Below are 22,352 nucleotides of genomic sequence, written 5' to 3' on the forward strand. Positions count from 1 at the left end.
GCTTCCTTCTAGTGTTATGAGTCGGCGCAAGGAGCGATGCAGCGCTCTAGGGCGATTATAGCGGCTCGCAAGCCCCGCCACATAAGCGAATTTGCTATAATACCTGCGCAAAAACCGGAACAACTAGGACCATCCATGATCGAAACCACATCGCGACCGCGCTGGGAGCAGCAGATAAACAACGGAGTCCGCTGGGCGCTCCGCCACTGGCTGCTGATGATGAACAGCATTGTCTTCCTCTACGGCGGGCTGCCGTGGCTCTCGCCGATCGCACATGTGCTGGGGCTGCACTGGCTGGGTAGCGCGATCTTTCTGGTCTACTCGCGGCTGTGCCACCAGAAGCCCGGCCAATCGTTTTTTCTCGATGGCTACCAGGTGGCCTTCTGCGAGCGCGAGACGGCCATGTACACCTGTCTGTTTGTGGGCGGTCTACTGTTCCACCTGGTGCGCACGCGGGTGCGCCCCGCACGGCTGTGGGTGGGCGCGCTGCTGCTGCTGCCCATGCTGCTGGATGGCGGCAGCCAGCTGATCGACGACGTGTTCCACACCTCGCTGCGCGGTACCGATGATACGATCGGATCGTTCAACTTCTGGACCCGCATGATCACGGGCCTGCTGTTCGCCATCGCCACGCTGATCACTGTCTACCCACGCCTGCAGCGCGACCTGCGGGATATCGATATCGCCTAGCTACCGCGCGGGTATCGCCCGCGCAGCCCCGAGGAGAGCCGTGAGACGATTTTCTTTCGCCGCCCTGGCGCTGGCCATGCTGCTAGCCGGGTGTGCCAGCCAGCCCACCGCGTCGGCCCCGGCCGCTGCGGTGGACAGCAACCCCAATGCCAAAATCGCCGTCGCATCCAAGCTGATCGACAGCGGCGCACCATCCATCCCCGATGTGGGCCAGGCCGCGCCGGATTTCGAGTTCACCATGGCCGACGGCACGGCCAAAAAGCTGAGCGACCTGCGCGGCAAAAAGGTGATCGTAAACTTCTGGGCGACGTGGTGCGAGCCATGCCGCGAGGAGATGCCCGATCTCGATAAGGTGCAGCAGGAGTATGGCGACAGCCTAGTGATCCTGGGTGTCAACAAGGCCGAGTCGCTTGAGCAGATCAGCCAGTTCACCACCGAGCTGCCGGTGAGCTTCGCGCTGGTGGCCAACCCCGATGGCGATATCTCGCAGCGCTACTTCACACGCACGGTGCCAAACAGCTATTTTCTCAACACCGATGGGACGATCGGCGCGCGCGAGCTGAAGATCATGGACTACAAGACGATCAAGAGCGCGCTCGATTCCCTCCACTAGCGCCCGCCGCACGCATAGTCCGTGCGATGGGCCACAGGTCAGGTCACACCATGCAACACTCCCCCGATGAGATCCTTGAGATGGCGCGGCGCGAGGTCTCGGCCCGCCACGAGCAGGAGCGCACCACCAAGCTCCACCGCGACTTGCCCTGGCGCTACGCCTTCATCGGCCTGGCCGGGGCGCTGCTGCTGGGCCTGCTGGCCTGGCCAGGGGCCGCGCTGAACTGGAAGATGTACGCCGTGGTGCACGGCGTGTGCGCCCAGATCCACAATGTGGAGGTCGGCGGGCTGCAGCTGCCGATCTGCGCGCGCAATACCGGCATCTACAGCAGCTTCCTGGTGACCTTTCTGATGCTGTTCGCCATCGGCAGGGGTCGCGCCGCCAAGCTGCCGCCCATACCGATCACCGTCACGCTGGTGCTCTTCATCCTGGCCATGGCGGCGGATGGCTTTAACTCGATGCTGCGCGACATGCTGCTGCCGCACCTCTACACGCCGCAGAACTGGCTGCGCACGCTCACCGGCACCGGCATGGGCGTGGCGGTGGCGGTGCTGCTGCTGATGGTGCTGAACGTGTCGCTGCGCAAGGATGCCGACCACGCGACACCGGTGATGCGCAGCTGGCTGGAGCTGGCGGGCGCGCTGGCGCTGAATCTGCTGGTGATGGCGGCGATGTATGGCAACATCAGCTTTATGTACTGGCCGATCGCGGCGAGCGCGTGGCTGGGCATCACCGGCGTGCTGTTCCTGGTGAACCTGCTGGTCTCGGCCCTGGCCATGGGCTACGATAGCAAGATCGAGCGGCTGGCCCAGCTGGCCAGGCCGGGCACGCTGGCGCTGGTGCTGACCCTGGTCGAGCTTGGGCTGATGTCATCCATCCGCTTCTACTTCGAGGGCCGAGGGCTGATGTAGCACCCGCAGACGCGCAAAAAGGCCGCCCCACGCAATGTGGGGCGGCCTTTCGTTTCCGTGGGGCAGAGGGCTACTCGCCGGCGACTTCCTCGCTGGCGACTTCCTCGCTGGCCTCGGCAGCCTCGGTCTCAGTGCCGTCGTCGTTCAGGCGGCGGATGCTGAGGCCCATGCGCTGGCGCTGCTTGTCCAGGCTGATGATCTTCGCCGTGACCGTCTGGCCAGGCTGGAGCAGGTCGCGCGGCTGAGCCTGCGGGTCCACGTTCAGCTCGCTGGCGTGGATCAGGCCCTCGACGGCCTCCTCGATCTGCACGAACGCGCCGAACGGCGTGACGTTCGTCACCGGGCCGCTGACCAGCTGGCCAAGGGCGTAGCGCTGGTCGATCGTCTCCCAGGGGTTCGACTGGAGGCGGCGGAGGCTCAGGCCGATGCGCTCGCGCTCGGCATCAACCTCGACGACCATGACCTTGACTTCCTGGCCGGGCGAGAGCACCTCGCGCGGGTGGTTGACGCGCTGCCACGACAGCTCGGAGATGTGCGCAAGGCCATCCGCGCCGCCCAGGTCGATGAACGCGCCGAAGTTGGTGAGCTGGTTGACGCGGCCCGTGAGCACGTCGCCCGGCTGAAGCTCGGTGAGCAGCCGGTGCTTCTGCGCCTTGCGCCACTCCTGAGTCGCAAGCCGCTCGGAGAGCACCAGGCGGTTGCGCTCGCGGTCGACCTCGATCACCTTCAGCGGGATGTTCTGGTTGACCATCCGCTGCAGCGCCTGCTGGCGCTCCTCGGCGGCGGTGCGGCCATGGAGCTGCGCCACCTGCGAGGCCGGAACGAAGCCGCGGATGCGGTTGAACTGCACCAGCAGGCCACCCTTGTTGTAGCCAACAACCATGCCCTGCACGATGCCGCCCTCGCTCTGGAGCCGAGCAGCCTCTTCCCAGTCTTTTGCAACCTGAACCATCGTCAGCGAGAGGATCAGCTCGCCGTCGCGGTTCTCGGGGTCCTGCACATAAACCTGAATAGAATCGCCAACCTTGACATTTTTTGTAAACTCTTCGCCCATGGACTTCAAATCGCTCTGGGGGATCACGCCCTCGCGCTTGGTGCCGATCGAGACCAGGATCAGGTCGTTCTCGATGCGGATCACCATGCCGTCGCGAAGCTCACCCCGCTGAGGCGTGGCATAATCATACTCGTCCAGAAGGCGCGTCCAGTCAAGCTCTTCGACGTCCTGTTCGGAACTAACAGGAGACACGTTCATCCAAAGCCTCCAAAACCAAAGAATTGGGTTGCCTGCTGCGCTGCCGCTCGCACCAGTCTCGAATAATGGCCCGCCTCGCGTAGGCAGTGGCAGCACGGCGCGACAGGGCTAGGGTGCACGGGCTAGTAAATAATCAAAAGCGCCGTGTCAGCCAGTAGCCACAGTCATGGGCCGGTGCCCGCGAAGGCTCCGCGCTGGACATCTCGTGTGTTGGTCTCGGCATTGGAAAGTCGAGTCGTAACAGAGGAGGAGGCCCGAGGCGGAATATATGGGAACGACTATGTACAACCTTGGGCATTATACCGTGTGGCCTAGGGGCTGTCAAGCAAATCTGCAGGGCAATCTTGCGGCTATCTGTACCCGATTTTTTCTTCCACATCGGCTGCATTGCCCCGCCAAATGCATAACGGCGGGCAAAACCCGGGCAGAATAGCTTTACACAGCTGATACGGCGGCATGTCGTTTCAAGACAACCGCGCGGCATCCATGGTACTCTATCCGCAAAAGAACGCTCAGAAGGAAGATGTGGGCGAGAACATGGCGATCCTGTTTGTGTTTCTGGATGGCGTCGGCCTCGCGCCCGCCAGTGCCGACAACCCCCTGACCGACGCGCCCACCCCGGCGCTGCGCGCCCTGCTGGGTGGGCCGCTGGTGATCGAGACCGCCCGCCTGCCGCAGCGGCCCGGCCTGCTGCTGCGCCCGATCGATGCGACGCTGGGGGTGGAGGGCACGCCCCAGAGCGGCACTGGCCAGACGGCCATGCTGGCCGGGGTAAACGCGCCTGCGCTGCATGGCCGCCACCAGCCCCACGTGCCGCCGGTGGCGCTGCGCCCGCTGCTGGCCGAGCGCAGCATCCTGCGCCGCGTGGTGGATGCAGGCGGGCGCGCGACCTTCGCCAACGCCTTCACGCCCGGCTACTGGGAGGCCCTGGCCACCCGGCGGGCGCGCCGCTCGGCCAGCGTGATCGCCGCCGAGGGCGCGGGCCTAGCGTTCCGCACCGCCGAGGATCTGCGGCGCGGGCAAGCGCTCTCATGGGATATCACGGGTGCGGCGCTGCGGGCCGCCGGGCTGGACATCCCGTCGATCACGCCGCAGCAGGCGGGCGCGGCGCTGGCCGCCCTGGCCCACAACCACGACCTGGTGTTCTACGAGAACTTTATGACCGATCTGGCCGGGCACGGGCGGCTCACCATGGGGCTAGACCAGATCTTTGGCCTGATCGACGCGCTGCTGGGGGCCGCGCTGGAGCACATGCGCCCACAGGACACCCTGGTGCTCACCAGCGACCACGGCAACGTGGAGAGCCTGAGCGCGCCCAACCACACCCGCAACCCAGTGCCGCTGCTGGCGGTCGGCCCGGATGCCCAGCGCTTCGCCCAGATCGAGGATCTCAGCCAGCTGGCTGATGGTATGATGGATGTGATCTTCTCTCGGCGCTAGAGCGGGCAGCATGTGCGGCGCGGCACAGCGGGCAATGGATGCTCTGCGACCCCGTATCTCTTGCGCCTTTATGCCCTACGAGGTATCTATGCGCCGCATTGGCGTTCTCTACAACCCGCTCTCCGAGCAGTCGATCAACACCTCGCTCCAGGTCTCGCGCTGGCTCGAAGCCCAGGGCATCACCGTGTGGCGCGGGGTCTCGCACGAGGGCCGCGAGGAGCCGTCGGCCCTGGATGAGCTGGACCTGCTGGTGGCCCTGGGCGGCGATGGCACGGTGCTGCGCGCCGCCCACCTGGCCATGGCCAAGGGTGGCAACATCCCGGTGCTGCCGGTGGCGCTCGGCCACCTGAGCTTCATGGCCGAGCTGCAGCCCGACGAGGTCTATCGCGGGCTGCAGATCCTGATCGAGGGCGGCGGCTGGCGCGACGAGCGCGCGCTGATCGACGCGACGATCTTCTGCGACTGCTGCGCGCCGCGCTATGTGACGGCACTGAATGAGATCATCGTGGGGCGCGGCGAGCTGAACCGCGTGGTGCAGGTGGAGGTCGAGATCTACGGGGCGGCGCTCACCACCTACCTCTCCGACGGGGTGATCGTGGCCAGCGCCACAGGATCCACCGCCTACGCGCTCTCGGCGGGCGGGCCGATCATCGACCCGCGCTCGCGAGCGCTGGCCCTGGTGCCGCTGGCCGCGCACCTCACCAACCTGCCATCGCTGGTGCTGCACGAGGATGCGGTGATCCGCCTGCTGCTGCGCAGCCGCCACGCCGCCCTGTTCGCCGCCGATGGGCGCGAGAGCATCGCGCTGCACCCCGGCGACTACGTGGAGGTGCGGCGGGCGCAGCAGACGCTGACCTTCGCCCGCGTGCATCCGCCCACCGCCTTCTACACCGAGCTGACCAAGCGGCTGCGGCGCGAGAGCTAGAGGCTGGGGCGCTGCTTGCTCTCGGCCTTGCGCGAGGATGAGGCGGGCAGGTCGGCGCGCAGCAGGCTGCCCTCGACGATGCTCATAAACGCCTTCTTGTCCGCCGAGCGCACAATAGCCTGCTCGTGGGCGCGGGCCAGCACCACCGGGTAGCCCTGGCCGCGCATGCACTGGTCGTAGATCAGGCTGTGCACGCGGTCGACCATGGCGCGGTCAAGCGCGACCCAGCGCGGGATCTCCACGCGGGCAACCTCGCGGCCCACCCGCATGTAGAAAAAGTGGATGAGGTGCTGGCCGTACTTCTCCACATTGATCCGCGACATAGAGACGAAGATCGGCCCGCGCTGGCCCTCCTCCAGACCCTCCGCCAGGATCTCGGCGTCGGTCAGGCCATCGCACACCACGCAGGGCGGCTCGCTGCCGGCGGCCACCGCGCTGCACGAGCTGCACGTGGCCCCCCGGCCCTCGCTCACCTTCACATCCGGGCAGAACATGAGGCGGATGGTGCCCGCCACCTCGGGCGCGCGCGGCCTGCTGATGTAGGAGGCCACGGGGATGCCGCGCTGCTGCATCGCCGTGAGGTACTCGAAGTAGGGCGTCAGGAACTCATCCTGCACCACGCGCTCGGCGTTGGCCAGCGTCCAGCGCACCAGCGTGCCATCCTGCAGCGCGATGCAGGGCAGGCTATCATCCAGAAACTCGTCGGCTAGGCCCACCAGGGCCACGCCCTCCTCCACATCGCGTCGCGAGCTAAGGTAGTTGCCCTCGATCGGGATGCGCCGCACGCCATCGCTCAGGTAGAGGTCTTCGTCGCGGTAGAACAGGGTCGGCTCGGCATTCAGGCGCGCCATGGGCTGATCGCCGTAGCGGATGAACACGCGGCCAATGTTGATCACGTAGCACACCGCGATGCCGTGCCGCTCCACATCGATCTGCGAGCCGTCGGTGGCCACCAGGGCGTAGGCCTCGGGGCGGAAGGGCAGGTCGACCACCGTGTCGAGCGGCTCGGTGGGCTGGGCAAACAGCCAGGCGGCGGTCTCGCGGCTCAGATTCACGGCCTCGGCCCACTTGTGGTGCTCGGCGGCCTCCTCAAGGTAGCGGCCCAGGGCCAGCTGCTGGCGGCTCTGCTTGGCGTCGGCCTCCACGGCGAGCGAGCCGCTCATAGCCCGTATCTGCTTGCTGAGGTTGGAAAGATCCAGCGGCATGATGCACTCCTTCGGGTGCGAACATCTGTGCGGTAGCATAGCATAGCGATTTTGGCGCGTCAAGGCGGGGGGAAACGATTTACCACCAAGACTCCAAGGCACCAAGGTTTATAAGAAAACGAAAACCACGAAAGCGCGAATGGGCAAAATGCCAGCGGCCCAGCCCATCCAGCGAAGGCGCTGCCCAACGACAGCTGGCCATAATCCGCACCGCAGCGGGAAATACCGCCCCAGCGAGGCAGCGCGATTGCCCTCGTAGATCCAGCGCCCCAGCGCCAAAAGCAAAGATGCCAGCAAAGAATGCTATAATAGCCCCCACAGACTATGTCAAAAAACGCATCGGCGTCAAATACACGGAGGACTGAGAGAAGATGGAGCGGCGTGTTGTCATCACTGGAATGGGCGCGGTCAGCCCGCTGGGGCTGGATGTGCCGTCGCTGTGGGAAGGCATCTGCACAGCTCGCAGCGGCATTGGGCCGATCACCCTCTGCCCCACCGACGGGCTAGAGTCCCGCATCGCGGGCGAGGTCCACGGATTTGACCCCAACAACTATATGGATCGGAAGGAGGCCCGCCGCTACGACCGCTTCATCCACTTCGGCATCGCGGCCTCGGGCGAGGCGCTGAAAAACGCCGAGCTGGAGATCACCCCGGAGAACGCCGAGGAGATCGGCGTGATCATCGGCAGCGGCATCGGCGGCCTCGGCTCGCTCTCGGATGGCGTGAACACGCTGCGCGACAAGGGGCCGGGGCGGGTCAGCCCGTTCCTGGTGCCCGCGATGATCACCAACATGGCCGTGGGCCTGGTGTCCATCCGCTATGGCATGAAGGGGCCGAGCTACAGCACCACGTCGGCCTGCGCCAGCAGCGCCCACGCGATCGGCGAGGCCTTCGAGACGATCAAGCGCGGCTGGGCCAAGGCGATCGTGGCGGGCGGCAGCGAGGCCTCGGTGACGCCGATCAGCATCGCCGCGTTTGTCAGCGCGCGCGCCATCTCCACCAACAACGACGAGCCGGAGACCGCCTCGCGCCCATTCGACGCGACCCGCGACGGCTTCGTGCTGAGCGAGGGCGGCGCGGTGCTGGTGCTTGAGGAGCTGGAATTCGCCAAGGCGCGCGGCGCGCGCATCCTGGCCGAGATCGTGGGCTACGGCCTCTCGTCCGATGCCTACCACATCACCCACCCCGCACCCGGCGGCGAGGGCGCGTACCGCGCCATGAAGCTGGCCGTGCAGCACGCAGGCCTGACGCCCGACGCGATCGACTACATCAACATGCACGGCACCAGCACGCTGCCGGGCGACATCGCCGAGAGCACCGCGATCAAGACGCTGCTGGGCGAGCGGGCCTACCAGATCCCGGTCAGCTCGTCGAAGTCGCAGCTGGGCCACATGCTGGGCGCTGCCGGCTCGGTCGAGGCGATCATCTCGATCCTGGCCATCCGCAACGGCCTCATCCCAGCCACCATCAACCTGCGGACCCCCGACCCCGAGTGCGACCTAGACTACGTGCCCAACACGCCGCGCCCCGGCACGCTCAACACCGTGATGAGCAACTCGTTTGGCTTTGGCGGCCACAACGTCTCGCTGATCTTCACGCGCTACAACGAAGATTAGACCGCGCTCGCGGCCCGCGATCTGCCAGCAGATCGCGGGCCGCCGCGCCCAACGGCCAACGCTATGCCAGCTATCGACAAACTCATCCGCCGGATCGGCCTGATCTTCAACAACACCAGCCTGATCCAGGGCGCACTTGCCCACCGCTCCTACGCCCACGAGCACCCCGACCGCGCCCACGGCCTGGCCGACAGCGAGCGGCTCGAGTTCCTAGGCGACTCGATCGTCAACTTCATCGCCGCCGATCTGCTCTACCGCCACTTCCCCAACCGCCCCGAGGGCCAGCTCACCAAGCTGCGCGCATCGCTGATCAAAACCGGGTCGCTGGCCGGCTTCGCCCGCGAGATCGACCTGGGCAGCTACATCCTCATGGGCAAAGGCGAGCGCAACACCGGCACCCACACCCGCAACCCCCTGCTGGCCGACACCTTCGAGGCCCTGGTGGCCGCGATCTACCTTGACCAGGGGCTGGATGCCGCACGCGCCTTTGTGACACCCTTCTTCGAGTCCCAGATCGCCCAGATCCAAGACGACAGCAACATCGACGCCGACGACTACAAGTCGCAGCTGCTCACAGTGGTGCAGGGCAGGTTCGGCGTCACGCCATCCTACCGCATCGCCGCCGAGAGCGGGCCAGAGCACCGGCGCGAGTTCACCGCCGAGGTCTACCGCGGCGAGCAGCGCATCGGCAGCGGCAGCGGCCTGAGCAAACAGCTGGCCGAGCAGGAGGCCGCCCGCGAGGCGCTGGCGCTGCTGGCCGAGCACTAGGAGCAACCCCATGCCACAGGTTCTGATCACCGGCGGTTCGGGCTACCTAGGCCGCGAGCTGGTGCGGCTGTGCCTTGCGGCGGGCTGGGATGTGACCGCCACCTATGCCAGCCACCCGCCGCAGATAAGTGGCGCACGGCTGCTGCCGCTCGACCTGCGCCAGCCCGGCGCGGCGCTCGCGCTGGTGCGCGCGGCCCGGCCTCAGATCGTCATCCACACCGCCTACGTGCAGGGTGGGCCAGATCTATCCGCCATCACCGCGCAGGGGCCAGGCGATGTCGCCGCCGCCGCCCACTCGGTCGGCGCGCGCCTTATCCACCTCTCCTCCGATGCGCTCTTCGACGGCGAGAGCCAGCGACCCTACACCGAGGACGACCCGCCCTCGCCGATCACGCCCTACGGCCAGGCCAAGGCCGATGCCGAGCGCGCCGTCGCCTTAGCACACCCCGCCGCGCTGATCGTGCGCACCTCGCTGATCTACGGCGGCCCCACGCCCAGCCCCCACGAGCAGATGGCGCTGGACGCCGTCGAAAGCCCCGAGCGCTTCACCTTCTTCACCGACGAGCTGCGCAACCCTGTGCTGGTGGCCGACCTCGCCGCCGCGCTGGTCGAGCTGGCCCCCACCAGCCGCAGCGGCATCCTCCACGTCGCCGGTGCCCACACCATCAGCCGCTACGAGTTCGCCTGCCGCATCGCCCGCGCCGCAGGCAGGCCAGCCGACGCGCTGCGAGCCGGGTCGAGCGCGGCCAGCGGGCTGCGCCGCCCGCGTCACGTGGCCATGGACAGCAGCCGCGCCCAGGCCATCCTGCGCACCCAGCTGCGCGGCGTGCGCGATGTGCTGCCCGCCTAGGCAAGCAAAAGGCCGGGGATCGTACCCCGGCCACCACAAGCGCAAATAGTAGTGCAGAAACGCTAGATATACTCGAACTGGCTGACGCGCCGCCGCCACTCGTTCTTCAGCTCCACCGCATCCTCGCCGGTGCTCCCCAGGTAGTCCATCAGCGCGCGATAGAACATGGTGGACTGATCGAGGAAGGGGAAGTGCGCCGCCTTCGGCAGCGTCAGCACCTGCTTGAAGGTCTTCGACTCCTCATCCTCAAGCGCATCAGAGACGATCAGGGTGTCGCGCTCGCCGTAGAGGGCCAGCAGCGGTGTGCTCAGGCGCGCAAGGTCGGCGCTCAGGTCGGTCTCAAGAATCGAGTTCAGCACCGAGCTCACCACGCTCTCGCTCAGCGCCTCGGTATCGTCGATGATCTCCTTCTGCACCACCTCGTCGCTGAGCTTCATCTCGCGCACCTGCTTGGTCCAGATGTTGTTGGGGTTGGATCGGCCCAGCAGGCGCGAGAACGCCCCCGGCTTCACCACCGACTGCAGCTGGGTACCCTGCATCGGCGTGCTCACCACCATCAGCTTGGTGAACAGCTCGGGGTGCTCGGTCGCGGCGCGCACGGCCACCATGCCGCCCAGGCCATGGCCCACCAGCACCACGCGGGACATACCCATATTGTCCATAAACCGCAGCAGCATGTCCACATACTCGGAGACCGAGAACGTGCCCTTCTCATCGAGCGTCTCTCCGAAGCCCCAGAAGTCAAGGGCATAGGCTCGGTAGCGCTCCGACACATACTCCATCGTCGGCAGCCAGTAGCGCCACGAGCCAAGCCAGCTATGCAGGAATATGATCGGCTGGCCACGGCGTCCAACGAGTTCGTAGTGAACCATCCGACTGTCTAGATATATCGCGCTCACGTTTCCGTGCACCTATCCGATAGAAGGTCGCCGCTTATCCCAGATCGAGCAGCAGGCCCTTTGCGCTTATATAAACGCAAGAATAAAGAAACATCCCATAGCCGCGCCGTCGGCAGCAGCTACGCCCCTACGACTCTACCTCTTCCGGCTCGGGCTGAGTCACGGGCAGAACAAAGTAGAACGTGCTACCCACGCCGATCTCGCTCTTCACCCACATCTCGCCGCCGTGCAGCTCCACAAACGACTTCGCGATCGAGAGGCCGAGGCCTGTGCCACCCGCCTCGTCGCGCAGCGGGTTGTCCGTCCGATAGAAGCGGTGGAACAGCTTCTGCTGATCCTCAGGGGTGATGCCCACGCCATTGTCAGTCACCGCCACCTCCAGCATCCCCGAAGGGTTCAGCTGGACGCGCAGGTCGATCTTGCCCTCTGCATAGGTATACTTCACCGCGTTCGAGACAAGGTTGAGCACCACCTGGGTGATGCGCCGCTCGTCGGCCTCGATCTTCGGCAGATTGTCGGCCATCTCCAGCGAGACCTGCATGCGCTTGCGCTCGATCTCGGCGCGCATGGTCTGCATCACATCCTGGAAGATCGAGCTGATGTCCACCTCGTCAAAATTCAGCTGGATCTTATTCGAGTCGATCCGGCCAATCTCAAGGATATCGTTGATGAGGTCCATCAGGCGGTTGGCGTTATTCTTCACCACGCTCAGGAACGAAGACTGTGTCTCGCTGATCGGGCCTGCTGCGCCCAGCACCAGCAGGTCCACATAGCCCTTGATCGCTGTGAGCGGTGTGCGCAGCTCGTGCGAGACGCTCGACACGAAATCGCGCTTGGCGCGTTCGGACTCGATCTCGCGGGTGATATCGCGGAACACCACCACGCTGCCGTAGGTCAGGCGATCTGGGCCAACCATAGGCGTGAAGTATAGCTCGATCGTCTGCGGCGGCGTGCCTAGCTCTAGGCGCTGCTGGCTCTGGCCCTCATCGCTCAGCCGCTGCAGGCCAGCCACGATCGTCTCGTGAATAACCTTCAGGCGTGAGCGGGACGAGGGCGAGGGATCATAGGTAAGGATATCGCCCAGGTGCTGCCCCAGCAGATCCGCCTCACGGATGAGAAGAATATCCTCCGCCGCCGGGTTGAACAGAATGACCTTCTCCTGCTCGTCGAGCACCACCACGCCCTCGCCAAGGCTGCGGAGAATCGCCTGGTTCTTGATCGTCTCCTCACGCTGCTGGTTAAACGACTCCGAGAGCCGCGTCGCATACTCCTGCACCAGCGAGTACAGCTCGGCGTTGTGGATGACGATCGCCACCTCATTGGCGATGGTCGAAAGCAGCTGCTCCTGGCTGGGGGTGAAGTAGTGCAGGTGCGGGCTGGTCAGCATCAGCACGCCCAGCGTGCCCACGCCCTCGGCGCGCAGCGGCACCGCCACCACCGAGCGCACATCCTGCGCCCGCCCTGGCTCCTGCACCCAGCGCTTGTCGCGCCGCACATCGCCGATGCAGATCGGGCGCTGGTTGTCGCGCACCCAGCCTGCCAGGCCTGTGCCCTCCTCAAAGGCAATCGCGATATTCTCTGCGTGCACCTCGCCGTCGTCGCCAAGCACCGCGCGGCACACCAGTCGGCGCTGCTGCTCATCCCACAGCATGATCGAGCCGCGCCGCACGCCCAGGTTCTTCGCGGCCAGCTGCAGGGTCTTCCGCAGCGTATCGTTCATCTCAAGGCTGGCCGTCAGCTCCACCGTGATGGCGTGCACCGCCTGCAGGCGCTGCTTCTCATCGGCCAGCTGCATGTTCAGCTCGGCCAGGGCCGCCGTGCGCTCCTCCACGCGCTGCTCAAGCTCGGCGTTGAAGCGCCGCACCTCGTCGAACAGGCGCGCGTTGCGCACCGCCTGCGAGGCCTGGCTGGTGAGCGTAAAGGCAAGCTGCGCATCATCCTCGGTGTAGACGCCCGGCTTATGGCTATCCACGGTCAGGACGCCGATCACCTCATCGTCGAGCAGCAGCGGCACGCCGATCCAAGCGCGGATCAGCGATGTGCCCGCAACCTCGCGGAAGCCCTTGGCCTGCTTGACATCCTTTTCCACAAACGGGCGCTTGGTGCGCACGATCGTGCGGAGAGTCAGGTCATCCTTCAGATTAAAGGTGATCTGCTCAACCGCAGGCCGCTCCGACTCGGGGAAGCCACGCGTCGCGACGATCCGCACGGTGTTGGTGTTGCTATCGCGCAGCATCAGCGACGCCGAGCTATAGGGCACCACCTGCCGCAGCTGATCTAGCAGCAGCGAGTAGATCTCATCAAGCTCCAGCACGCCAGTCAGCCGCTCGGCCACCGTGCGCAGCGTATCCGAGGCGGTGCGACGCGCCTGCTCCAGGGCAAATAGGTGGGCGGTCTTCAGGCCCTGGCTGGAGAGTGTGGTAAGGATCGAGATCATCGAAAGCTCGCGGCCCTGCCAGTCGCGCGGGCGGCGGTCGCCGATCCACAGCATACCCAGCGGCTGCTCGCGCGAGCCAAGCACCTCGCCGATCAGCCCGTGGATGCCGAGGCCCTCCCCAAAGATCTGTGGCATCTCGGCCAGGGCATCGCGGAACACCACCGGCTTATCGCTGCTGAACAGCATCGTCACCAGGTCTTCTGGCAGCGCCAGCGGCGGGTACTCGATCACATCTGGACGCTGATTATCAAACATAAACTGCTGCGTCACCTGCCGGTTGCTATCCAGCAGCAGCAGCGCGCCCATCTGCGCGTGCAAAAGCTCCAGCGCGTTGAGCACCACGATCTGCTGCACCTCGGTGGCATCCAGCGTGCCGGCCAGCTGCATGCTGATGTCGTAGAGCAGGCCGAGCTCCTGCAGGCTCTGGCCCTGCTCGCTGAACATGCGGGCGTTCGCCAGCGCCACCGCGCCCCAGGATGCGATCGTGGAGAGCAGGCGCACATCCTCGTCGATATAGGCGTTCTCGCGCTCGTAGTCCTGAATCGCGATCAGGCCAATCACCTGATCGTTCGCGATCATCGGAACCCCCAGCCACGACAGCGAGGTCGGCCCATACTGCTGAATGCCCAGCTCTTGCAGGCGTTCAGCCTGATACTCACCCTGCAGCAGCAGCGGCGCGCGCGACTGGATCACATAGTGCGAGAGGCTATCCGACTCGCTCAGCGGCTGCTCTTTGACAAGCTCGCCATTATGGTAGTAGATCGGGAACGACACGGCATGGGCATACTCGTCGTACAGCCCAAGGTAGAAGTTCGTCGTATCCAGCAGTCGGCTGGCCTGGCGATAGATCAGGGCGATCAGATCATCCAGCTTCGGCACCGCGCTAAACTGGCGACCGATATCATTGAAGGTCGAGAGCTCCTCGATACGCCGCCCGCGCTCCTGGAACAGACGCGCATTATTGATCGCAACCGCTGCCTGATTGGCCACCGCCGCCACAAACCGCACATCCTCTGGCCCAAACGCGTGCTGCTGGTAGCTCTGGATGTTGATCACGCCCAGCACATCATCGCCCGACGAGATCGGCACCACCACATACGACTGCTCAACCTTGTCATCAGGGCCAAATCGGGTCCCCACCCGGATATGCGTGGTGCGGTAGGCCATTGATTCCTCGTGGGTGCCCAGCAGCAGCGGCTGGCGGTTCGTCACCACCCAGTGATTGACCCCACGGGTCGTGCTCGGCTCAAGCGTGATGCGCTGCCCGTGGTCATAGGCCACCGGGTAAGAGAGGATATGCCGCCGCAGATCGTACAAGGCAATAAACGAGGTAGACACATCGATCACGCGGCCCAGCTGCGCGTGCAGCCGCTCAAGCACATCCTCAAGATTCAGCGTCGAGGTGATCGCGCTGCCGATCTCCTGCAGCACACTCACCTCGGCCAGCCGTCGCTCGCGCTCGCTGAACAGCTGGGCGCGGGCGATCGATGTTGCGGCAAGGCCCGCGATCGTGATCAGGAAGCGCTCATCATCCGAGTCAAATTTCTTTGGCTCAGGGCTCTGCACATTGATGATGCCAAATACCGCGCTACCTTCGACAATGGGCACGCTCAGCCACGAGGAGATGTTCGCATGATCCGAGGCCTCAAATCCGCTTTCCAGCAGATACTGCGCCACCTCATCACGGGTCTGCAGCAGCACCGAGCGCCGCTCGTTGATCACGCGCCACGATATCGCTGGCTCGTGCGCGGTATGCACACTGCCCTGCTGGCCCGATGGTCTGCCGTCTTCCCAGAAAATCGGGTACGAGATCTGCTGCGTCTCGCTGTGGAACAGCGCGATAAACGAGTGCCGCCGATCGAGAACCTGACCGATCTCCTCATGGATGATCTGAATCAGCGCCTCTAGCTGGACCGCAGCATTCAGTCGCTGGCTAATCCGGTTGAAGGATGTCAGCTCGGCGATACGGCGGTCGCGCTCGGCGAACAGCCGCGCGTTCTCCAGCGCGATCGCCGCCTGATCGGCGATACCAGCCAGCAGCATCTGCTCATCATCGCTGAACTCGCGCTGCTCGATGGTCATCACGCTCAGCACGCCTACGATCTGCTCGCGATACACCACCGGCACACCCATGAATGTGGTCAGCGCATGGTCGCGGTTGAAATCGGGGTAGAGCGAATGGCCCTCCTGATTCACATCGAGCACGATCAGCGGGCGGCCCGTCGCAGCCACGCGCCCGGTCAGGCCCTGGCCTACCGGCACCGACATCTGGTCGGCGATCTCGTGCGAGATCCCGAGCAGCGCCGCCGCCCGCAGCATCTGATCGGGGGTGACCGTCCACAGGCCCACCGTGCTGACATTGAGGTGGCGGCCCACCACATCCATCAGCCGATTCAGCACCTCATCGGGCCGCAGCGAGGAGCTGAGCACGCGCGAGGCCTCAAGCAGGGTCGAAAGCTCGCCAACCTTGTGCTCAAGCACCTCGGCATTATGCCCGATCTGCGAGAACAGCCGCACATTCTGCACGCCCAGGGCCAGCTGGCTGGCCACCGCCGTCATAAAAGCAAGCTCGCGCTCGCCATACAGGTTCGGCGTATAGCTCTGGATGCTGATCACGCCCTCGATCATGCCATCGTTGCCCAGCAGCGGCACCCCCAGCCACGAGGCCGAGCGCCGCGCCGTCACGCCAAATGCGATCGGCTTCACGCCCGAGGGCTTCTGCTCGCCAGCCAGATTCTGGAACAGCAGCGGCTGCCGCGTCTGCACAATTTGCGTGGTGAGGCTGCCCTCAGACAGAAGGCGCTTGACGGGGTTGATCGTCCGCAGCTCCTCATCGGCCTCAAGCGACATCGCAACCTGCTTACGCGTCTCATCAAATGCGTAGATATAGCCCGCATCAACCGTCAGAAAATCACGGATGCGCTCGTAGATCTGGGTAAACATCTTGGGAAGATCCAGCGTGGTGCTGGTGATCCGCCCGATGTCGTTGATCACATCAAGCTCGGCAATACGATGCTCGCGTTCGGCAAATAGCCGCGCGTTCTCCAGCGCGATCGCCAGCTGGTTGCCCAGCGATGAGAGGAAGCGGATATGCCGCTTGGTAAACGCGTAGGCCGTGTTGCTCTGCACCGAAAGCACGCCGATCACGCGGTTTTGGCTGCGCAGCGGGATGCCCACCCACGAGCGAACTGGCTTGTCGAGCACCACCGGCTTCACCGGCAGCTGCGGGGGCGCATCGTGGTAGTCGCGAATGTCCAGCACCTGCCCGCTATCGATCACATGGCCTGTCAGGCCGGCTTTGGGCTGAACCAGTTTGGTGTGGGTCTCAAGCGTGCGGCCTTCTTCCTTGAACAGCTCAAACTGAATCGACTCATGCTGATCGTGGTAGGAGGCTACAAAGAAGAAGGTTGGCGTGCCCATGTACGAGACAATCTCGGTGTAGACACGATCCAGCAGATCATCAAGGCTCAGCGTCGAGACCGCCGCTTTGCCAACCTTGTACAGCGCGCGCATCTGCTCGGTCTGCGCCCGCGCCTCGCGCAGCAGCGTAGCATTCTCGATCGCGATCGCCGCCTGATCCGAGAGCACCTCGATAGCCTCAAGCGAGCGGCTTGTTGGGCGGAGCCGGTTATATGGCTCATCAACCGAGAGCATGCCCACCAGCCGGGCGCTCGTGCTGTAGAGCGGCAGGAACACCCGATCTTGGGGGTGCCACTCATCAGGTGCCTCCGGCAGCGCATCGCTCTCAACCGAGAGCTGCGGCACCACAAAGCCAGCGCTCACCTCTTCGAGCGCCTCGGCGGGGAGGAAAAAGCTGCGCCCCATCCGAAAGCGCTTGTTTAGAATGCGGTCAATAAAGCCCTTGGGCATGGGCAGCGTCCGCAGCTGATCGAGCTCGGGCAGCGCCACGCCAGCCCCCGATACCACCCGCAGCGCGTCAGCCTCATCGGGGTCGGCGATATAGAACACCGCACGCCGAAAGCCGGTGGTGTCCACAATGCTGAAGGCGATCTGTTCCAGCAGATCCTCAATCGACCGATCGGCCCGCAGCGCCTGGCCAATATCAAGCACCTGCTTGAGCATGCTGGCTCGCTGCTGAAGAAGCGAGCGCTGACGCTGCTGCTCTTCGTAGCGGCGGGCATTGCCTAGCGCGAGCGCCACCTGATCCGTGAGCGCTCGCACAAACTCGACTGTATTGTGGTCGAAGGCCTGGGTTCGCTCGCTATGCAGGCACACCACGCCAACGATCTGATTTTCATAGTAGACCGGCATCGCCAGCACCGATGCGGTGTTTGGGCCAATGCCATTCGGTCGATCATCATGAGCCAGCTCATCCACCAGCTTGGACTCGCCGCTGGCCAGCACGTCGCCCACGGTCCGATCCGATACCTCAAGCACCTGGCCCAGCAGCTTCACATCATCTGCGCCATAGCCAGCCGTAGCCAAGATCCGATAGACCTGCATCCCATCGTCATGCAGGGCAACAAACGCGATAAACTGGCCGCTGTCGGCATCGGTAACGCGCAGGCCATCTTTATCATCAGATCGCAGCGCAATGAAGGCCTGCGTCGCAGGTGTGGCCTGCAGCGCCTCATCGAGCGCAAAGCTGAAGATCAGGTCGAGCGAGAGCGTAGCCGTCAGCTGGCGGCTGATCCGCTGTAGTGCGGTGAGATGCTGCAGGCGCCCGCGCAGGTGTGTATCGGTGTGCGAAAACTGCCGTGCGCTTGCGATAGCCAGCGCAGCCTGTGTAGCCACCAGCTGAAGCAGCCGCTCCTGATCGGCGGTAAACACCCGCTGCTGATCCCCAAATAGCTCGATCGTACCGATCAGCTGCTCGCCCACCAGCAGCGGAGTACCCAAAAAGCTCATGGGCGCTGCACCTGTGGCAAGCTGGATGGGAAGGGGTTTTACGGGGGCGTGCTCGAAGCTCGCCATGCGCAGGATACAGCGGTAGCGCCCAAGCCAGCCCGTCAGGCCATGCGAGAAACGCTCGGGGGTGCCCGACACTTGGCCAGACTGATATTCACCAGCAAGTCCTGTCTGCACACCCAGCGCAAACATCTCATCTTCGGCATCGTACAGGCAGATCTGCGCCCCAGCAAAAGGAATAAAGCCGCGCACGCCCCGGAGGATGGCGTAGAGGGTATCTTCAAGCGGCTGCTCAACCCCCAGGCGCAGGCTGAGATCCTGCAGCGCATCGAGCTCTTGAGCACGGCGCTGCTCGGCATCATACGACTGCGAGCCAGCGATAGCAACCGCCACCTGGTCGGTAATCGTCTGCGCCAAGCTCTGCTCGGCCCGGCTAAATGCATGGTCGCGGCTTGTGTAGCCCGTCGCCAAAAAGCCCACAATCTGATCGCGCACTTTCAGCGGCAGCAGGAGCGCGCTCTGAAAGCCCAGCACATCACGTTTTGGGTTTGCATCGCCGCCAATGATCTGGATCTGACCGGACTCCAGCACCTCGCTAATCGGCCCGTGGCCATTCACCGTATAGTGTGGAACCAGCACATCTTCATCTTGATCAAGGCTGTAGGAGGCTGCCTCAAACAGCTGCTCTGGGTCATAGCGATCGCGCAGGTGGATAATACAGCGATCCGCACGTAGCGCCAGCGACACATTCTCGGTGATCCGCGCCAACATCGCCTCCAGGCCAAGCCCCGAGGTGATGATCTTGCCATTTTCCTGAAGGATGAACAGCTCGCGCGAAGACTCGAGCTGAGCCGTGTGGGCGGCGCTATCGCGATAGTGAAGCTGCACCAGCAGGGCTATCTGGTGGCGCAGGGCGACAAAGAAGGCTGGGGTAAACAGCGCCTCTTGCTGTGGGGAAAACGGAGCCAGCAGCACGCCAGAGCCATACTCGCCAGCAAAGGCGAGCTCTTGAAACGGCTGGCTGAGCACAGAGCGATCGCCTTTTCGGAGCGCCTGCTGGGCCTGCTCATCAAGCCCATGGGCAGCGCAGAGCGCGCCTCCGATAGGCTGTAGTAGCAATACAGCCCAAGGGCACAGTAGCGACGCACACACACGATCGACGATACTCTGGGCTAGCGTAGAAAGATCGCTCAGTCCGTGCTTATCGTTGCCGCTGACCGCAAGTTCTGCTATTAGTTCCCAAGCCGAAGCTTGCGGCACTAGTGTCGTCGTATCCATAGCCAAGAACGTATCCGCTCCCACCCGCTGCGCGGGATAAACTTTTTATCGCCCTATGCTCGATAGATGGCACACTCAAGACGGGCACAAAAACTACCTGTTAGGCTCGCCCATAGCTCACATGGCTCTTGCGGCCCAGTTCGCGAGCCTCGGCCTGTGCCTTCTGGCGTGCGTCCTCCGCAGTCTCGCTCAGCTCACGAATATCGTAGAACGGCCCATCATCGCTGGTAAGCACGCCGATCGAAAGCGACATGAGCGGCACCTGCTTGGGCGTGCCCGTATCATCAGTCACCGTGATATAGCCATTGCGCCGATCTTTATAGTTGTAGTGAAGGCCGACCTCGGCGTCGAAGCGCTCTATCAGCTTCTCCGATACAGCCTTTAGGTTCTCGCGGGAAGACGTGATCACAAAATCGGGGCCGACCACCATCTGGCCAATGAAGTCATCGGCGGTGCCAAGCTCGTTGACCACCTCGCTGGTAAGCAGCGCGGTAAATCGGAGCACATCTTCGCCCACCACAGCGCCATACGCCTGCGTGAAGGTCTCAAAGCCATTGATATGGATCTGCGCCATGGCCCAGCCATTGTTTGCGATCAGGGTGCGGTACTGCTCGTTGATCAGCTCCGCAGTTGGCAGATTCGTGACCGGGTGGGCAAGGTTGCGCTGGCGTGCGCGCTCAAGTGCACCCTTCACAATGGTATGGACTTCTTCGATATCAAACGGCTTTACGAGGTAGTACTCGGCCTGAACCTCACCAAGCCCCTTCAGGCGATCTTGCTTTTCACCACGGGCAGTCAGGAAGATGATCGGGATATGGCGGGTGCGAGCGCTGGCTCGTAGCGCCTTACCAATATCATAGCCCTCCATATCAGGAAGATTCACATCCAGCAGGGCGAGGCTCGGCGGGGTCTTGCGGCAGATATCGAGGGCAATCTGCCCGCGCATGGCGGTCATCACCTCATACCCCTGTGATGTAAAGTAGATTTTGAGTAGGCTTGAAATATCGGGTGCGTCTTCGACGACCAGGATCTTTTCCTTATTCACCGAGGTATCCTCCTCAATTGCCCCAGTATTTGGCTAACGAATGCCAAACAACTTTGAAAATTCAGTATCGGTCGGCTGGATCGGCGTGATAGACTGTGATGGGTGCTCGCCATCAGGCTTTGGGAAATAGCGATCAGGCCATTTATAGATTGCCTGATCTGGCTCGCTATCTGGGTTCATCTGTTCGCCAAACGGCGGCACATTAACATCCCGCGGGACAACTGTATGAGGATCGCTATAGACCAAGGTCGTATTCGAGCCGATCATGCGGCCTGGATACACCACGAAACCGCTGCCAATCCGGCAGTTGTGCCCCACAACCGAGCCAATCACGGGCATATCGATCTCGACCTTTTCGCCTTGATGATCTATTTTAAGCTTACGGCCAAGAAGGTGAAAATCGGTGAAGATATTTCCGGCCCCGATAAAGGTATTGCGGCCAACGACACACATCTGCAGGCAGCTTAGCTGTGCAACCATGGAATTTTCCATAAGACTGGTCATAAAAAGACCAGTGTTCCAAGGCAGGTAGCACTTGTTGCTGACTACGCTAAGCATCACCTGGCAGCCCTGCATGATCGTGACATTATCGCCGATCAGGCTGTTGGTGATCACCGCGCCAGCACCAATATAGACGTTATCGCCGATCACCGTCGGGCCATGGATAACAGCAGTAGGATCGATAGAGCAGTTCTTCCCGACCTTCACCAGCCGCGAGCACGAAAAAAAGTGCGATTTGCGCCAGCTTGGGGCCATGGGATTGATGCGATCCAAGAGATGAGAAGCTGAAACTGCCAACTTCTCCTTCCAGCTGGTTTCTACGCGCTCTTCATGGGTTCGCCCCCACGAGAACACACCAAAGGGAGAGTTGGCAAGATAGAGGTGGAGCCAATTTTCGATCGACAGAAATGCGCGAATGGGTACGTGAAAAACTAATTCACCGCCATTCACTGCCATATATTTCGGGATATTGTAGTACCCCATCTCGCGCGATGCAGTATCGACCACGAGCGGGATAGGCTCTTCTTCAGTGCGACCGGCTGGAAAGTAAAAAAGATCGGCGCCATACACTTCCCCTAGATCGGTGAAGCCTTTCGATAGGGGGATGGCGTGAACCGTGATGGCTTTATCTTGTTTTGAAAACGCCAACTGGCACGCCCGCCCGGAGGCGCGTGCCCGCGTCACAAAATCGTCAATAAGCGCCTGATTAAAGAAAAGATTATCTCGATAGATAATCTTTTCCTCGGTTTCATCTTTTTTGTCCCGAGCGGTGCGCGCCTCAGTCAGGGAGGTTGCCTCTGGCGCAATTCGGCCATAGCTAGCCAGCAAGTCGCGCTGGTGAACCCAGAGCAGCTTGTTTAAAATGCGGAGGTCGCGCGCCGGCTCGCCGAAAGGTGGGATTATGGTCGTATCGGCGATCGGTATGCATTTCATGTGTGCGTTCACTCCCCTGTCACAGAGATGAGGGTAAGGTTATCGTAGACCTCCCCGGGGTACCATCCCCAATACTATACAGGATAGAGACCGCTCATCTCAAGAGGTTGAGATTACAGT

14 protein-coding genes are annotated in these 22,352 nt (G+C 63.2%); 8 read left to right on the top strand and 6 right to left on the bottom strand.

Going from position 1 to position 22,352, the window contains the following annotated elements; all coding sequences use genetic code 11:
- Positions 1-36 precede the first annotated feature (36 nt).
- The 3 genes from F8S13_09625 to F8S13_09635 are packed head-to-tail and all read left to right on the top strand — an operon-like array spanning position 37 to position 2,214.
- Positions 37-690, top strand: coding sequence for a DUF2085 domain-containing protein (locus F8S13_09625; GenBank protein ID KAB8143274.1), 654 nt, complete (start codon positions 37-39; stop codon positions 688-690).
- 40 nt (positions 691-730) lie between these two features.
- Positions 731-1,303, top strand: coding sequence for a TlpA family protein disulfide reductase (locus F8S13_09630; GenBank protein KAB8143275.1), 573 nt, complete (start codon positions 731-733; stop codon positions 1,301-1,303).
- A gap of 50 nt (positions 1,304-1,353) precedes the next feature.
- Entirely contained in the window at positions 1,354-2,214 is an 861-nt protein-coding gene (locus F8S13_09635) for a DUF2085 domain-containing protein (protein ID KAB8143276.1), read from the top strand.
- A gap of 70 nt (positions 2,215-2,284) precedes the next feature.
- Here F8S13_09635 and F8S13_09640 read toward each other — a convergent pair whose 3' ends face one another.
- Positions 2,285-3,466, bottom strand: coding sequence for a S1 RNA-binding domain-containing protein (locus F8S13_09640; GenBank protein KAB8143277.1), 1,182 nt, complete (start codon positions 3,464-3,466; stop codon positions 2,285-2,287).
- A 537-nt stretch (positions 3,467-4,003) separates the two neighbouring features.
- Here F8S13_09640 and F8S13_09645 point away from each other — a divergent pair.
- Together F8S13_09645 and F8S13_09650 are read left to right on the top strand one after the other, a co-directional pair.
- Positions 4,004-4,906 (top strand): metalloenzyme, encoded by a 903-nt coding sequence (locus tag F8S13_09645; protein KAB8143566.1) that lies wholly within the window; start codon positions 4,004-4,006, stop codon positions 4,904-4,906.
- Between the two features lie 88 nt (positions 4,907-4,994).
- On the top strand, positions 4,995-5,831 hold the full coding sequence (locus F8S13_09650; GenBank protein KAB8143278.1) for an NAD(+)/NADH kinase: 837 nt from the start codon (positions 4,995-4,997) through the stop codon (positions 5,829-5,831).
- On the opposite strand, the gene F8S13_09655 is transcribed toward F8S13_09650, so the two are convergent.
- Positions 5,828-7,036: a DNA double-strand break repair nuclease NurA gene (locus tag F8S13_09655; protein KAB8143279.1), complete on the bottom strand. Its 1,209-nt coding sequence runs from the start codon at positions 7,034-7,036 to the stop codon at positions 5,828-5,830. The two genes, F8S13_09650 and F8S13_09655, sit on opposite strands and share 4 nt — an antisense overlap.
- 371 nt (positions 7,037-7,407) lie before the next feature.
- On the opposite strand from F8S13_09655, the gene fabF reads away from it, so the two are divergent.
- The 3 genes from fabF (at position 7,408) to F8S13_09670 (ending at position 10,270) form a co-directional block, all read left to right on the top strand.
- A complete protein-coding gene (gene fabF, locus F8S13_09660; protein ID KAB8143280.1) occupies positions 7,408-8,652 on the top strand; it encodes a beta-ketoacyl-ACP synthase II in 1,245 nt (414 codons plus the stop codon).
- A gap of 72 nt (positions 8,653-8,724) precedes the next feature.
- Positions 8,725-9,420 carry a ribonuclease III gene (gene rnc / locus F8S13_09665; protein KAB8143567.1) on the top strand — a complete coding sequence of 232 codons (696 nt, stop codon included), beginning with the start codon at positions 8,725-8,727 and terminating at the stop codon, positions 9,418-9,420.
- A 10-nt stretch (positions 9,421-9,430) separates the two neighbouring features.
- On the top strand, positions 9,431-10,270 hold the full coding sequence (locus tag F8S13_09670; protein KAB8143281.1) for an SDR family oxidoreductase: 840 nt from the start codon (positions 9,431-9,433) through the stop codon (positions 10,268-10,270).
- A 62-nt stretch (positions 10,271-10,332) separates the two neighbouring features.
- Here the strand turns inward: F8S13_09670 and F8S13_09675 are convergent, their stop codons facing one another.
- The 4 genes from F8S13_09675 to F8S13_09690 form a co-directional block, all read right to left on the bottom strand.
- On the bottom strand, positions 10,333-11,169 hold the full coding sequence (locus F8S13_09675) for an alpha/beta hydrolase (GenBank protein KAB8143282.1): 837 nt from the start codon (positions 11,167-11,169) through the stop codon (positions 10,333-10,335).
- A gap of 127 nt (positions 11,170-11,296) precedes the next feature.
- Positions 11,297-19,753, bottom strand: a complete 8,457-nt coding sequence (locus tag F8S13_09680; protein ID KAB8143283.1) for a GAF domain-containing protein — start codon at positions 19,751-19,753, stop codon at positions 11,297-11,299.
- A gap of 100 nt (positions 19,754-19,853) precedes the next feature.
- The gene (locus tag F8S13_09685) at positions 19,854-20,798 is read right to left on the bottom strand and encodes a response regulator (protein ID KAB8143284.1); all 945 of its coding nucleotides are present in this window, start codon (positions 20,796-20,798) and stop codon (positions 19,854-19,856) included.
- A gap of 33 nt (positions 20,799-20,831) precedes the next feature.
- A complete protein-coding gene (locus tag F8S13_09690) occupies positions 20,832-22,232 on the bottom strand; it encodes a multidrug transporter (GenBank protein ID KAB8143285.1) in 1,401 nt (466 codons plus the stop codon).
- Positions 22,233-22,352 lie beyond the last annotated feature (120 nt).

Source organism: Chloroflexia bacterium SDU3-3, assembly GCA_009268125.1.
Taxonomy (GTDB): domain Bacteria; phylum Chloroflexota; class Chloroflexia; order Chloroflexales; family Roseiflexaceae; genus SDU3-3.

Bases quoted from the DNA above. Each gene is read 5' to 3' on its own strand.
- F8S13_09640 (KAB8143277.1), bottom strand. From the start codon at position 3,466: ATGAACGTGTCTCCTGTTAGTTCCGAACAGGACGTCGAAGAGCTTGAC.
- F8S13_09680 (KAB8143283.1), bottom strand. From the start codon at position 19,753: ATGGATACGACGACACTAGTGCCGCAAGCTTCGGCTTGGGAACTAATA.
- F8S13_09650 (KAB8143278.1), top strand. From the start codon at position 4,995: ATGCGCCGCATTGGCGTTCTCTACAACCCGCTCTCCGAGCAGTCGATC.
- fabF (KAB8143280.1), top strand. From the start codon at position 7,408: ATGGAGCGGCGTGTTGTCATCACTGGAATGGGCGCGGTCAGCCCGCTG.
- F8S13_09690 (KAB8143285.1), bottom strand. From the start codon at position 22,232: ATGAAATGCATACCGATCGCCGATACGACCATAATCCCACCTTTCGGC.
- F8S13_09635 (KAB8143276.1), top strand. From the start codon at position 1,354: ATGCAACACTCCCCCGATGAGATCCTTGAGATGGCGCGGCGCGAGGTC.
- F8S13_09670 (KAB8143281.1), top strand. From the start codon at position 9,431: ATGCCACAGGTTCTGATCACCGGCGGTTCGGGCTACCTAGGCCGCGAG.
- F8S13_09645 (KAB8143566.1), top strand. From the start codon at position 4,004: ATGGCGATCCTGTTTGTGTTTCTGGATGGCGTCGGCCTCGCGCCCGCC.
- F8S13_09625 (KAB8143274.1), top strand. From the start codon at position 37: ATGCAGCGCTCTAGGGCGATTATAGCGGCTCGCAAGCCCCGCCACATA.
- F8S13_09655 (KAB8143279.1), bottom strand. From the start codon at position 7,036: ATGCCGCTGGATCTTTCCAACCTCAGCAAGCAGATACGGGCTATGAGC.